Annotated in this window: 11 protein-coding genes and 1 pseudogene; all 12 read left to right on the forward strand. The window is 70.9% G+C overall.

What is annotated here, in order from left to right:
- The first annotated feature begins 149 nt into the window (after positions 1-149).
- Positions 150-1397, forward strand: a complete 1248-nt coding sequence (locus ACESM1_RS04410) for an FAD-dependent monooxygenase (protein WP_372618089.1) — start codon at positions 150-152, stop codon at positions 1395-1397.
- Positions 1385-2620 (forward strand): M24 family metallopeptidase, encoded by a 1236-nt coding sequence (locus ACESM1_RS04415; protein ID WP_372618091.1) that lies wholly within the window; start codon positions 1385-1387, stop codon positions 2618-2620. Before ACESM1_RS04410 ends, ACESM1_RS04415 begins: the two co-directional genes overlap by 13 nt.
- 27 nt (positions 2621-2647) lie before the next feature.
- Positions 2648-4009 carry an ABC transporter substrate-binding protein gene (locus tag ACESM1_RS04420; protein WP_372618093.1) on the forward strand — a complete coding sequence of 454 codons (1362 nt, stop codon included), beginning with the start codon at positions 2648-2650 and terminating at the stop codon, positions 4007-4009.
- 67 nt (positions 4010-4076) lie between these two features.
- On the forward strand, positions 4077-5033 hold the full coding sequence (locus tag ACESM1_RS04425; protein WP_372618095.1) for a carbohydrate ABC transporter permease: 957 nt from the start codon (positions 4077-4079) through the stop codon (positions 5031-5033).
- Positions 5030-5887 carry a carbohydrate ABC transporter permease gene (locus ACESM1_RS04430; protein ID WP_372618097.1) on the forward strand — a complete coding sequence of 286 codons (858 nt, stop codon included), beginning with the start codon at positions 5030-5032 and terminating at the stop codon, positions 5885-5887. The genes ACESM1_RS04425 and ACESM1_RS04430 overlap by 4 nt, the downstream gene beginning before the upstream one ends.
- Before the next feature lie 15 nt (positions 5888-5902).
- Complete coding sequence (locus ACESM1_RS04435) at positions 5903-6838, forward strand: ABC transporter substrate-binding protein (protein WP_372618099.1); 936 nt, start codon at positions 5903-5905, stop codon at positions 6836-6838.
- Complete coding sequence (locus tag ACESM1_RS04440) at positions 6835-7728, forward strand: amidohydrolase family protein (RefSeq protein ID WP_372618101.1); 894 nt, start codon at positions 6835-6837, stop codon at positions 7726-7728. The genes ACESM1_RS04435 and ACESM1_RS04440 overlap by 4 nt, the downstream gene beginning before the upstream one ends.
- 36 nt (positions 7729-7764) lie before the next feature.
- Positions 7765-8655, forward strand: a pseudogene (locus tag ACESM1_RS04445) (NAD(P)-dependent oxidoreductase); the annotation flags it as partial.
- A gap of 14 nt (positions 8656-8669) precedes the next feature.
- Positions 8670-9572, forward strand: coding sequence for an NAD(P)-dependent oxidoreductase (locus ACESM1_RS04450; protein WP_372618103.1), 903 nt, complete (start codon positions 8670-8672; stop codon positions 9570-9572).
- A gap of 498 nt (positions 9573-10070) precedes the next feature.
- The gene (locus ACESM1_RS04455) at positions 10071-11411 is read left to right on the forward strand and encodes a DUF2267 domain-containing protein (RefSeq protein ID WP_372618105.1); all 1341 of its coding nucleotides are present in this window, start codon (positions 10071-10073) and stop codon (positions 11409-11411) included.
- A gap of 2 nt (positions 11412-11413) precedes the next feature.
- Positions 11414-11581 (forward strand): hypothetical protein, encoded by a 168-nt coding sequence (locus ACESM1_RS04460; protein ID WP_372618107.1) that lies wholly within the window; start codon positions 11414-11416, stop codon positions 11579-11581.
- Between the two features lie 340 nt (positions 11582-11921).
- Positions 11922-13274 (forward strand): erythromycin esterase family protein, encoded by a 1353-nt coding sequence (locus ACESM1_RS04465; RefSeq protein ID WP_372618109.1) that lies wholly within the window; start codon positions 11922-11924, stop codon positions 13272-13274.
- Positions 13275-13337 lie beyond the last annotated feature (63 nt).

The following is a 13337-nucleotide window of genomic DNA, read 5'->3' on the forward strand; positions in this document are numbered from 1 at the left end:
CAGCTGAAAGAGCGCTCGCGGCACGCCCGCGTCGGCGCCGGGAGGAAGACAGTGCCAGGAAGCGCCGAAGCGCCCGTCGGCGATACGCGTACGGCCCACATCGGCCTCGGTTGAGCGGCAGGCGCGCAGTGGACGCATCGGGCACGAGGTTGTCGCAAGCGGTCCGGCTGCGTACGGCGGCGGTGGTCGGCGGCTCGGTGGGCGGGCTTTTCGCGGCGAACCTGCTCGCGCGGCGCGGATGGCATGTCACGGTGTTCGAGCGTGTCGCGGAAGGTCTGCAGTCCCGCGGCGCCGGCATCGCGATGCATGACGAACTCGAAGCCCTGATCACCGCCGCAGGGGCGCATCTGAGCGGCCCGGGCGGTGGGCGCGTGGACGGCCGGACCGCCTATGACCGCAGCGGCCGGCGCCTCGCCTATTTCCACTACCCGCAGGTGCTGACGTCCTGGGCGCGCGTCTTCAACGCGCTGCAGTCCGCCTTCCCGCCTGCGGACTACCATGGCGGGCGGGAGGTTGCGGCCATCGAGGACGGGCCCGAGGGCGCTCTGCTGCGCTTGGCCGATGGGCATGAGGTGAGGGCGGACCTCGTGGTCGGCGCCGACGGTTTCCGCTCCACCGTCCGCGCGCAGGTCGCGCCCGAGGTTCGGCCGCGCTACGCCGGCTACGTCGCCTGGCGCGGGCTCGTCGAGGAGAGCGAACTCTCGGAGCGCTTCCGCTCGGAGGTATTCGAGCGCTACGCCTTCATCTTCCCCGGTGGCAGCCAGTTCATCGGCTACTGCGTGGCGGGCAGCGACGATTCCCTCACGCCCGGCCGCCGCAGGTACAACTTCCTCTGGTACTACCCCGTGGACGAGGACGGGGAGCTTGCGGATCTGCTGACCGACGCCGCCGGGCGGCGGCACGAATTCTCCATACCGCCCCCGCTGATCCGACCGGGCCATGGGGAGACGCTGCGCCGCCGCGCCGCGGCGCTGCTGCCCGCCCCGTTCCACGAGGCGGTGCAGCGTGCGACCCAGCTCATGATCCAGCCGATCTACGACGTGGAGAGCCGCCGCATCGCCTTCGGCCGCATCGCGCTGGTCGGCGATGCCGCCTTCGTCGCGCGGCCGCATGTCGGCATCGGCGTGCTGAAGGCGGCGCAGGACGCCGCGGCGCTCGCCGAGAGCCTGTCGCAGGAGCCCGATGTGCAGCGTGCGCTCGCCCGCTACCAGGCGCTGCGCATGCCGGCAGGGATCGCCGCGGTTCGGCTCGGCCAGCGCCTCGGCGCCTTCATCGAGCGGCGGCTGGAAGCGCCCTGGACCGACCCGGCGCTCGGCCTGCGCGCCGAGCGCGTCATCGAGATCAGCGCCCGCCTGCCCGCGGAGCACGAGGTCGGAGACCCGGCATGCACGACATGACGCGCGACACCCCCGGCGCCATGCCTGATCGCGACGGCAGCCTGCCGGCCTTCCCGCCTCCGCGCCGCGGCATCGCACCTTTCGACACGGCGCGGCTGGACGCGCTGATGGAGGAGGCCGGCCTCGACGCCCTGGTCGCCACGTCGCGCCATAGCGTGCAGTACCTGCTCGGTGGCTATTACTTCTTCTTCTTCCAGGGGCGCGACGCCATCGGGCTCAGCCGCTACCTGCCCGCCGTGGTCTATTGCCGCGCGCGGCCGGAGCTCACCACCTACATCGGGAACCGGCTGGAGCGCTACGAGCTCGAGCAGGGCCGCATCTGGGCGCCGGAGATCGAGACCGTCAGCTGGGGAACAGTGGACGCGATGGAGCGTGCGCGTGCCCATCTCGCGCGCATGCCGGGACCGCCGAAGCGCATCGGGGTGGAACCCGCCCACCTGCCTGCCGACGCCGCCGGCGTGCTGGACGCCGCGTTCGGCGCGCTGGTGGATGCGCGGCTCGTGCTAGAGCGGCTGCGGGCGGTGAAGACCCCGCTCGAGATCGCCATGCTGCGCGCTGCGTCGGACCGCGTCGTGGACTCCATGCTGGCCGCCTTCGGCACCTGCGCCCCGGGTATGACGAAGGCGCAGTTGGCGGAGCGGCTGCGCCTCGAGGAGGTGCGCCGCGGCCTTGCCTTCGAATACTGTCTCGTCACCGCCGGCAGCAGCCTGAACCGCGCGCCGTCGCCCGAGCGCATCGCGGAGGGCGACATCCTCTCGCTTGACTCCGGCGGCAACTACCACGGCTATATCGGCGACCTCTGCCGCATGGCGATCCTCGGCGAGCCCGACCAGGAGCTGCAGGACCTGCTCGGCGCGGTGCAGGAGATCCAGGCGCAGGCGCGCGCCGTCGTGCGGGCCGGCGTCCTGGGCGGCGCGGTGCAGGAGGCCGGGCTCGCCGGCGTCGCCGCCTCGCCGCATCGTGCACACCTCGAATTCCTGGCGCATGGCATGGGCCTGGTGCAGCACGAAGCGCCGTGGCTGACGGGGCGCGGGCCCGTTCCCTATCCCGGCCACAACGAGAATGCGCCGCTGGAGGCCGGGATGGTGCTCTCGGTCGAGACGACGCTGCAGCATCCGCGGCGCGGCTTCGTGAAGCTCGAGGACACCGTGGTGGTGACCCCGGAGGGCAGCGAAGGACTGGGCGATGCCGGTCGCGGTTGGACGCGCGCCGGTCGGGACTGACCAATCGCAAAGCAGGGAGGAGGAACCATGAGCAAGACGACGCAGGCGACCACAACCTCGGCGGCGGCCCGGCTGCACCGGCGCGAGATGCTGCTGGGTACGGGCGTCGCGCTGGCCGGGCTCGGCCTCGGCAGGCGGGTGCTGGCGCAGGGGCGGGGGACGATGAACCTCAGCTTCTGGACCTTCGAGAACCCGCAGCAGCGCCCCTGGATCCACAAGCGTGTGCGGATGTTCACCGAGCGCAATCCGAACGTCCGCGTGGACTTCCAGTACTTCCCCTTCGGCGATCTCGGCCAGAAGCTGAGCGTCGGCTTTGCGACCGGCACCGCCCCGGACGGCTTCGTCAGCCAGGACTGGTTCATGCCGACCTGGCTGTCGCGCGAACTGCTGGCGCCGCTCGACGTGCGCCGGCTCGGATACGACAGCAAGGAGGCCTTCAACACGGACTTCCCCGCCGCCTTCGTCGAGGGTGCGACCCAGGGCGGTGAAGTCTATGGCTATCCGCTGTGGTTCTACGGGTTCTGCAACTATCTCAACACGAAGCACTTCCGCGAGGTCGGCCTCGACGCCGAGCGCGACTGGCCGCAGGACTGGGAGCAGCTCGGCGAGGTGGCCCGGCGCCTGACGATTCGCGACGGCGAGCGCTTCCAGCGGCAGGGCTTCAAGTTCGCCATGCATGCGGCGCAGTGGACGATGATCCACCTGAACGCGATCGTGCACCAGTGCGGCGCGAAGTGGTTCGACGATCAGGGGCGCTGCGTGATCAACAGCGAGGCGGGCCAGCGGGCGATGACCATCCGGGCCTCCATCGCGCGGCAGTATGGCGCGGAGGATCCGGCGGACACCATTGCGACCAACCCGCTGCCGATGATGGACTGGCTGCGGGAGCGGTGCTCGATGTTCCTCAATCACCCGATCCCGCCGGCGGCGATCATCTCGCAGAACCCGCGGATGCAGGAGGAGGGCTATTACCGCCCGGTGCAGTATCCCGGGGTGCAGCGCGGCCGCGGCTATTCCACCACCTACGGCTTCAACCTGGTCGTCAACGCCCGGGCCCCGCGGGAGCGGCAGGAGATGCTGCAGGAGATGTACCGCTTCATGATGAGCGATCCGGCCGATGCCTGGGCCGATGCCGCACCCTTCCCGCTGGCGCGCAAGTCCGGCTGGGCGGACAACCCGGCGGTGCAGGCCTTCCCGCACGTCAACGAGATCATCAAGGCGCGCGACGAGGGCGTGCTGCTGCCGCGCAGCACCGTGTACAACGAGCTCGCGGACCAGGTGCACCGCGGGGTGCAGCGCATCATGCTGAACCGCGCCGACATCAAGGAGACGCTGGACGCCATCGCGGCCGCGGTGGACCGCGCCTCGGAACGCGCGCGCCGCGGCTGACGCGCTGCTACCGGCGGCGGCACGGCGACGTGCCGCCGCCCCGGCGATCGAGCGAGGACCGATGCCAATGAGCCAAGCCAGCCTCTCCCAGGCCACTGCGCCCGCCGGGCAGCAGGAGATCCCTGCGCGGCGGCGGACGCGCCTCGGCCTGCGCTATGGGCGCCGGCTGCAGCTGATCGGCTTCGCCTTCGTGCTGCCTACCCTGCTGTTCTTCGCCGCCTTCAAGTTCGGCCCGATGCTATGGGCAGTGGAGCTGAGCTTCACCTCCTTCGACATGGTCTCGACACCCGACTGGGTTGGCCTCGAGAACTACGAGAGGCTGGCGGAGGACCCGGTGTTCCGCGCGAGCCTCGTCAACACTTTCGTCTACATCGCGGGATCCACGGTGCTGATCGCGTTGGTGGGGCTCGGCCTGGCGCTGGCGATCAACACTTCGGTGCCTGGCGCGCGCGCCTGCATGGCGGTGATGTTCCTGACCAACCTTATGCCGATCATCGCGGTCACCCTGGTCTGGCGCTTCCTGCTGCATCCTTTCGGCCTGGTGAATCAGCTCCTCGCCCCGTTCGGCGTCGGCCGCATGGACTGGCTGACCGACGAGGATCTGGCCATGCCGGCCATCATCGCCGTCACGGCCTGGCGTTTCGCGCCCTACTTCATGGTGGTCTACCTCGCCGGGCTGCTCGCCATACCGCGCGACTATTACGAGGCGGCCGAGATCGACGGGGCCGGCGCGATCCGGCGCTTCCTGCATATCACGCTGCCGCTGCTGATGCCGACCATCTTCTTCGTCGTGGTCGTCTCGGCCCTGCTGTCCTCGCGCATCTTCCTGATGCCCTACATCATGACCGGTGGCGGGCCCGGTGACGCGACGCGCGTGCTGTCGATGCTGATCTACGAGACCGGCTTCTCCTACATGAAGATGGGGGAGGCGGCCGCGATCTCGGTCGTGCTCTTCGCCATCATGCTGGTCTTCACCGTGTTGCAGATGCGCATCTTCATGCGGAACGAGAGGGGGCTCGCATGAACCCGGCCGGAGCCGCCGCACCATCCGGCCGGACGCAGCTTCTTGCGCTGCGCCGCTGGGCAGGTGCCGCGCTGCTGGCCGCGATCGCGTTCCTGTTCGTGCTGCCGATCGTCTGGATGACGACGACCAGCTTCCAGGCCGGCGAGAAGATGTTCCAGCTGACGACGGAGTGGATCCCCTCCGTCCTGCATCCGGAGAACTACCCGAACGCATTGTCGCGAGCCGACTTCCCCACGTATTTCCTCAACAGCGGGGTCGTCTCCCTTGCGGTGACGGCGGGCAACATCGTGTTCTGCACGCTGGCGGGCTACGGCCTCGCCAAGTTCCGGTTTCCCGGCGACCGCTTCGCGCTGCTCCTCATCCTGAGCACGCTCATGCTGCCGCTCGAGGTGACGCTCGTGCCCACCTTCCTCGTGATCTACAATCTCGGCTGGATGAACACCTACCAGGGCATCTTCGGCCCGCTGCTGGTGGATGCCTTTGGCGTGTTCCTGATGCGCCAGGCCATCCTGGCGGTGCCGTCCGACTACATCGAGGCCGCGCGCATCGACGGGGCGGGCGAGATGCGCATCCTCTGGCGCGTCGTCGTGCCGCAATGCAAGCCGGCGCTCGCGGTGCTGGCCGTCTTCGCGTTCCGCGATAGCTGGGATCAGTTCCTCTGGCCGCTCACGGTCGTATCGAAGGACGAGTATCGCACCTTCCCGCTCGGACTGGTGAAGTTCGGCGAATACTACGGCAACCCGCCGACGGAGCAGATGGCGATCGCCGTGCTGGCCACGATCCCGGTCTTCCTCCTCTTTGTCGCGCTGCAGCGCTGGGTGACCCGCGGCTTCGGGCTGAGCGGGCTGAAGTAGGGCAGGGAGGCACCGATGGACCGTGTCAGGATCGCCGTCGCCCATCGCGGGGCGGGGCTCTCGCCCGTCTTCGCCGCGATCGAGGGCGGCTTCTTCCGCGAGCAGGGACTGGAGCCGGAGATGGTGCCGTACCACGGCCATCCCCGCTCGCTCGCCGCGCTGCTCGCCGGCGAGGTGGACTTCACAAACTCGGTGGGCGGCGAGCTGATCCTCGCCAATCTGCGCCATGGCGGCGACGCCGTGGTCGTCGCCTCCGCCATCTCGCGCAGCGCGCAGCAGGTTTCGGCGCGGCCGGGCATCACGAGCCTCGAGAGGCTGCGCGGCGCGCGCTGGGGCGTCACCGCGCGCGGCGATGCCGACGAATGCGCGATCGTCATGGCGTTCGAGCGCTGGGGCTGGGATCCCGGGCGGGACGCCGAGATCGTGGTGGTCGGCGCGGACGGGCCGCGGCTCGACCTCCTGCTCGACGAGAGGCGCGTGGACGCGGCCATCATGCATGCGCCGGAGCCCTTCCAGGCCGCGAAGCGCGGCTGGACGCTCGTGGAGGACCTCGCCCGGCTCGACGTCGCGGTCCAGAACAGCTGCGCCGCCACCACCCGCCGCATGCTGGAGGCAAGACCGGAGCTCGTCCGGCGATATGTCGGCGCCTTCTGCGCAGGCGTCCATCGCTTCCGCACCGATCCCGGCTTCGGCATCGGCGTGCTGCGCAAATACTGCGGCGAGACGGACAGGCAGGTGCTCTCGGACACCTGGGTGCTGTTCGCGCGGCTGATGGGGGGCATGATGTTCCCGAGCCTCGAGGGCATGCGGACTGCGGCGGACCTGCTGCGTCGCGTCGGCGCCGCCCCGCGCCTGGTGCGGCCGGAGGAGGTCGTGGCCATGGAGCCGCTGGCGGCGCTGGAGCGTGAACGCTTCTTCGACCGCATCATGGGCGTGCGGAGCGAAGCATGAGCGAGCCCGTCATCGACTCCCACCACCACATCTGGCGGCTGGCGGCGACGCCCTGGCTCGCCGGCCCGCCGGTGCCGCGCATCTTCGGTGCCTACGAGCCGCTTCGGCGCGACTACACGATCGAGGACTACCTGGCGGATGCACGGCCGGCCGGCGTGGTGAAATCCGTCTTCGTCCAGGTGAACGTCGCATCGGGCGGCGAGGTCGAGGAGGTCGCCTTCGCCCGGCAGGCGGCGGAGCGCAGCGGCTTCCCGCACGCCATGACCTGCTTCGCCGATCTTGCCGCGCCGGATGTTGGCGAGGTGCTGGATCGCGCCCTGGATGCGGCAGGCGGCCGGCTGCGTGCGGTGCGCCAGCAGATCCACTGGCACGAGAAGCCGCTCTACCGCTTCGCTCCGCGGCCGGACGTGATGAACGACCCCGCCTGGCGCCGCGGCCTTGCCGAGGTCGGCCGGCGCAGCCTGCATTTCGAACTGCAGGTCTTCCCGGGCCAGATGCGCGACGCGGTCGCGCTGGCGCACGACTTCCCGGACATCACCTTCATCCTCCTCCATGCCGGCATGCTCGAGGATCGCAGCCCGGCCGGCTGGGCGGCCTGGCGCGCCGGCATGCGGCAGCTCGCGGCCTGCCCGAACCTGGTCACGAAGCTCTCCGGCCTAGGCACCTTCGAACGCGCCTGCAGCGTCGCGCTCTGGCGCCCGGTGGTGGAGGAAACGGTGGCCATGCTGGGTCCCGGGCGCTGCATGTTCGGCAGCAACTTCCCGATCGAGAGCCTCTGGACCACCTATGGCGAGCTGGTCGGGACCATGCGCGAGTGCCTGGCCCATCTGGATGCTGCCGGGCGGCGGGCCGTGCTGCACGATTCGGCGGCGCGCATCTATGGGCTCTAGGAAGAGGGCGCGGCCTGCGCCCGAACGGGGAGTGCGAGAGCAATGAGGATCGGCGTGGCAGGGCTGGGCCGCATGGGCTCGGCGATCGCGAAGCGGCTGCTGGAGCAGGGGCACGAAGTCACCGTCTGGAACCGCACGCCTGGCAAGGCCGGGCCGCTGGTCTCCGCCGGCGCCAGGGAGGCCGCGAGTGCGGCGGAGCTCGTGCGCGGTGCGGAGGCGGTGATCACCATCCTCACCGATGCCGCCGCGATCGATGCCGTCTACGGCGGCCCTGCCGGCCTGCTGGCGGGCGAGCCTGCGGGCAAGCTGTTCATTGAGATGAGCACGGTGCGGCCGGAGACGGAGATCGCGCTGGCGGGGAAGGTCGCCTCGGCCGGCGGGGCCTTCGTCGAATGCCCGGTCGGCGGCACCGTCGGCCCCGCGCTGCAGGGCAAGCTGATCGGCCTCGCGGGCGGCGAGGAGGATGCCTTCGCGCGCGCCAGGCCAATCCTCGACCAGCTCTGCCGCCGGGTGGAGCATGTCGGCCCGGTCGGCGCGGGGGCGAGCATGAAGCTCGCCATCAACCTGCCGCTGACCGTCTACTGGCAGGCGATGGGCGAGGCCTATGCACTGTGCCGGCATCTGGGCCGCGATCCCGCCTGGCTCGTCGAGCTCTTCTCCGATACCTCCGGCGGGCCGAACGTCCTGAAGGCGCGCGGCGGTGCGGTGGCAAAGGCGCTGGCGGGGCAGGATCCGGGCTCCGCCACCTTCGACTGCGACGGCATGCGCAAGGATCTGCGCACCATGGTGGAGGAGGCGCGCGCGCGCGGCTTCGACCTGCCCGTCGCCGAGCGCACGCTGGCGGTCTATGATCAGGCTGCGGCAGAGGGTTGGGGCGGGCGCGACGGCGTGGAGATGCCGGGCTACTGGTCCGGGCGCAGAGGCTGAGGCGCGGAGGGGCGATGTCCGCAACGGAGCAGAGCGGGCCGATCGGGATGATCGGCCTCGGAATCATGGGCTCGGCGATGAGCCGGAACATGGTGGAGTCGGGCTTCATCGTACTAGGCCATGACATCTCGGCCGAAGCGGTGCGCGGCTTCGCGGAGGCCGGCGGGCGTCCGGCGGGCTCCGCCGCCGAGGTCGCGGCGGGTGCCGGGATCGTGCTGACCTGCCTTCCCTCCACCGCCGCCCTGGATGCGGTGGTCGGCGAGATTGCCGCCGCCCCCGGCCGCTGCCGCTTCCTGGCCGAGACCAGCACCTTCCCGCTCGAGGACAAGGAGCGGGCGCGGCGCGTGCTGGAGGAGGCCGGCATCACGATGCTTGATGCGCCGCTCTCCGGTTCCGGCAGCCAGGCGCGGGTGCGGGACGTGCTCGTCTATGCGAGCGGCCCGCGCGAGGCCTACGAGGCCTGCCTTCCGGCCTTCCGCGGCTTCTCCCGCGCGCCGCATCACCTGGGGGTGTTCGGCAACGGCACGAAGATGAAGTTCGTCGCCAATCTGCTCGTCGCGATTCATACGGCGGCTGCCGGCGAGGCCTTCGCCCTGGCGCGCAAGGCCGGTCTCGATCCCGCGCAGATGTTCGAGGTGGTCGCGGATGGCGCTGGCGGATCCCGCGCGCTGCAGGTGCGCGGGCGCATGCTGATCGAGGACCGCTATGACCGGATCGAGACGATGCCTCTCGAACTCTGGCGGAAGGACATGCGCGCGATTTCGGACTTCGCCGCGACGCTGGCGTGCCCTACGCCGGTCTTCTCGGCCACCGTCCCTCTGTTCAATGCGGCCGTGGCCTCAGGCTTCGGTGCACAGGATACGGCGGCAGTCTGCGCGGTGATTGAAGCCATGGCGGGCCTGCCGCGCCCGGCTTGAAGGCGTCGGGGATCCTCATGCACTCACCCGGTGTGCCGAGGTGCAAGTCGACACCGGTGTGGCGCTGAGGTTTGACGGGTCTCCCGGGCCATGACGGACGAGCATGGCCCGGCAGCGGACCTATCCGATCGCGTCCAGGCGGCAGCTTGCGCAGGAGTTCCTGGCGGGCGGCACGCCGTTGCACGGCCTGGCGCGCCGCCACGACGTCTGTCGCGAGCTGATCCGAATCCGGGTCGAGAAGTACGAGCGCGGCGAGTTCCACGACGAGGCCGAAGCGGCGGACCTCATCGAGCTCTACGAGGCGCGGACCGCGGCGCTGGAGCGGATGGTTGGGCGGCTTGCGGCCAGCGTCCAGAAGGTGACTTGTCATTCCCGGTCATGTGTCCGGGCGGCCTTCCGGGCTGCTGAACCAAGACGCCACCCGGAGTTGAACCGGTATCCCGCGGGCGCGAGGCGGCGCACGCCAGCCGGCGGCGATTGCGCTCTCGCGGAGACGACATGGCATTCTCGAACCGGCTTCTCGCCGGCCTCCCGCCTGCAGAGCTTCATTACCTCGCGCCGCGGCTCGACCCCATCGCGTTGCGGCCGCGGCAGGTCCTCAACTGGCGCGCGGAGCCGATCGAGCACCTCACCTTCGTCGAGGAGGGGCTCGTCTCCGTCCTCGCCCAGACGGGTGAGCGGGAGGAGGTCGAGGCCTGGCTCATCGGGCGCGAGGGCGTCGTCGGCCTCTCCACCCTGCTCGGCGGCGAGAGCTTCTCGTTCCGCCGTGTCGTGCAGGTTGGCGGCAGCGGCCTGCGCATCAGGGCCTGCGACCTGCGCCGCGCATTCGAGGAGCGACCGGTGCTGCGCCGGCATCTGTTGCGCTACGCGCATGCCGTGCTCGTGCAGGCGGCGCAGAACGGTGCCTGCGCCGCACGGCACGCGCTGGAGCATCGCCTGGCACGCTGGCTGTTGCAGGCTCGCGACGGCCTCGGCCGGGACGAGCTTCCGCTCACCCACGCCCTGCTGTCGCGCCTGGTCGGCGTGCGTCGCGCCAGCGTCACCGTCGCGCTCGGCCGGCTGGAGGCCGCCGGGATCCTCGCCCAGCGATGGGGCAGCATCGTCATCGCCGCGCCGGACCGGCTGGAGGCCGTCGCCTGCGACTGCCACCGCATCATCCGCTCGCGCTACGAGGCCGTGGCGCGCCAGGCGGAGGCGGTCGGTGCGGACATCATGGACCGAGCCGGCGCGGCGCCATTGTCCGGCACCGTACCCTTTCCGCCCGGCGGCGGGGAAACGCCGCCCGCCATGCCCGTTCGACGCCCATATCCCTGCCGGGCGCAGGCACGCGCCGCAGGTCGCGCCGACTTCCGGAGACACGTCATGGCAGCCACCGGACTCGAGGTCTTCGACAAGACCCTTCAGACGACGAACATCTGGCTCGACGAGATCATGGAAGAGATCGGGCCCGACCGGCGCGTCGCCTGGCATGCCCTCGGTGCGGTCCTGATGACCTTGCGGGACCGTCTGCCGATCGAACTGGCGACGCATCTCGGCGCCCAACTCCCGCTGCTCGTCCGCGGCCGGTACTACGACCAGTGGCATGTCGCGGCGCAGCCCGAGCGGATCCGCTCGCTGGACGAGTTCCTGGAGAGGATCTCGGAGCGGATGGACGGGACCGGCCGCCCGGTGAACACGCGCGATGCGACGCGTGCCGTGCTACGCACGCTGTCGCGCCACGTCGATCCGGGCCAGGTGGCGAAGGTCATCGAGGCGCTGCCGCTGCATATCCGGCAGATCTGGCCGGCCGGCCCGGCGAACGACGCCGCGAGCGGAGCACCCGGCAGCACCGCGGCCTGAAGTTGGCACTGAACCGCGAAGCGGCCGCGCAACTCGGCGCGGAGGCGGAGGTTCGGGTGGTGCAGGGCGCAAGCCACCTGTTCGAGGAGGCCGGGACGCTGGAGGCGGTGGTGGTCCACGCACGCGACTGGTTCGTGCCGCGCATCGGCCGGGGGCGTGGCCAGCCATGACCTTCGTCAACCACGAGCAGCCTCTCCGGCTTCTGCGCGTGAGGGCAAGAACAAGCAGCGGAGCGGACATGATGACGAGACACGCTGCCCTTCGGCGTACCCGCGGACCTGCCGCAGTCGAGGCTGCAGGCTCCGATCCTGCGCCTCCGCCGCGACCCGATCCGGGGCCGCCGTCACCGATCCAGCCGACGCCCTCGCCGCCACCGGACATCCCGCCACTCTCGCCGCCGGGCAGGCCCGGACCGCCGCCGCCGCTGCCCGGATCCCGGCGCCACGCCGCTCCGGCCACCGCAAGGACGCGCGGCGCAAGCCCCGCGCGCGGCACAGGAGGATCCGCACCATGGCACCGCGCCAGCAGACCGGCCCTGACACGGGCGGGCGGGAGGAGGCGGAACTCGCCCGCCTGATCGGCGCCGCGGCCGAGCCGCTGCCCGATCCCGGCGAGGCCGAGGCGTTCGGCGCCTGCTTCGACCGCTTCGCCGGCGCGCGTGTCGTGCTGCTGGGCGAGGCCACCCATGGCACGAGCGAGTTCTACCGCGCCCGCGCCGCCATCACGCGCCGCCTGGTCGAGCGGCACGGCTTCACCATCGTGGCGATGGAGGCGGACTGGCCGGACGCAACGCAGCTCGATCGCTGGGTCCGCGACCGCCCGGCTGCGCCGGACGACGGCGCCGACGCGCCCTTCGCGCGGTTCCCCTCCTGGATGTGGCGCAACGCGGAGACGCGCGCGTTCACCGGCTGGCTGCGGGAGTGGAACCTCGGCCAGCCGCCGGCGCGCCGCGCGGCGATCCGGGGCCTCGACATCTACTCGCTCGGCGGTTCCATCGGATCGGTGCTGGGCTATCTCGACGCCAATGACCCGGAGGCGGCGCAGGCCGCGCGGCGTCGCTATGGCTGCCTGACGCCCTGGCAGCAGAGCCCGCAGGATTACGGGCGCGCGGTGCTGATGGGCGCGCAGGACACGTGCGAGGCGGCTGCGGTCGCGCAACTCGGTGCCCTTTTGGACGAACGCCTGCGGCGGATGGCAGAGGATGGCGAGGAGCTGTTCGACGCCCGCCAGAACGCCCGCGTGGTGCGCTCCGCCGAGCAGTACTACCGGTTGATGTACCGCAGCGGCACCGAGAGCTGGAACCTGCGGGACCGGCACATGTTCGACACGCTCCGTGCGCTGCTGGACCATGGTGGCCCGGACGCCAGGGCGGTGGTCTGGGCGCACAACAGCCATATCGGCAATGCCGCCGCCACCGAGATGGGCTGGCAGGGCCAGTTCAACATCGGCGAGCTTTGCCGGACCGCCTTCGGCGAGGAGGCGGCGCTGATCGGCTTCGGCACGGATCGCGGCACGGTCGCGGCCGCGCAGGACTGGGGCGGGGCAATGGAGGTGATGCGCGTGCGCGCGGTGCGACGCGACAGCCATGAGGCGCTGTTCCGCGCCGGTGCGCCGGCACGCTCGCTCACGCCGCTGGCGGGGCCGCACGCGGGCGAGTTGCGCGATGCGCTTTCCACGCCGCGGTTGGAGCGGGCGATCGGCGTCATCTATCGGCCGGAGACGGAGCGGCAGAGCCACTACTTCGAAGCCGTGCTGCCCGAGCAGTTCGACGCCTTTGTGTGGTTCGAGGAGACGACGGCCGTCACTCCGCTGTGCGGGGCAGGCGCCAAGGGGGAGCCGGAGACCTTCCCCTTCGGCGTGTGAGGCACGGCAATTTCAAGGTCTGGCAGCGTACCGGCTTCGGGCCGTCGTCACCGCCACGGCCGC

It is taken from the genome of Falsiroseomonas sp. (assembly GCF_041690465.1).
GTDB lineage: Bacteria > Pseudomonadota > Alphaproteobacteria > Acetobacterales > Acetobacteraceae > Falsiroseomonas.

Coding starts and splice junctions, on each gene's coding strand:
- ACESM1_RS04415 (WP_372618091.1), top strand. CDS start 1,385: ATGCACGACATGACGCGCGACACCCCCGGCGCCATGCCTGATCGCGAC.
- ACESM1_RS04420 (WP_372618093.1), top strand. CDS start 2,648: ATGAGCAAGACGACGCAGGCGACCACAACCTCGGCGGCGGCCCGGCTG.
- ACESM1_RS04425 (WP_372618095.1), top strand. CDS start 4,077: ATGAGCCAAGCCAGCCTCTCCCAGGCCACTGCGCCCGCCGGGCAGCAG.
- ACESM1_RS04430 (WP_372618097.1), top strand. CDS start 5,030: ATGAACCCGGCCGGAGCCGCCGCACCATCCGGCCGGACGCAGCTTCTT.
- ACESM1_RS04435 (WP_372618099.1), top strand. CDS start 5,903: ATGGACCGTGTCAGGATCGCCGTCGCCCATCGCGGGGCGGGGCTCTCG.
- ACESM1_RS04440 (WP_372618101.1), top strand. CDS start 6,835: ATGAGCGAGCCCGTCATCGACTCCCACCACCACATCTGGCGGCTGGCG.
- ACESM1_RS04450 (WP_372618103.1), top strand. CDS start 8,670: ATGTCCGCAACGGAGCAGAGCGGGCCGATCGGGATGATCGGCCTCGGA.
- ACESM1_RS04455 (WP_372618105.1), top strand. CDS start 10,071: ATGGCATTCTCGAACCGGCTTCTCGCCGGCCTCCCGCCTGCAGAGCTT.
- ACESM1_RS04465 (WP_372618109.1), top strand. CDS start 11,922: ATGGCACCGCGCCAGCAGACCGGCCCTGACACGGGCGGGCGGGAGGAG.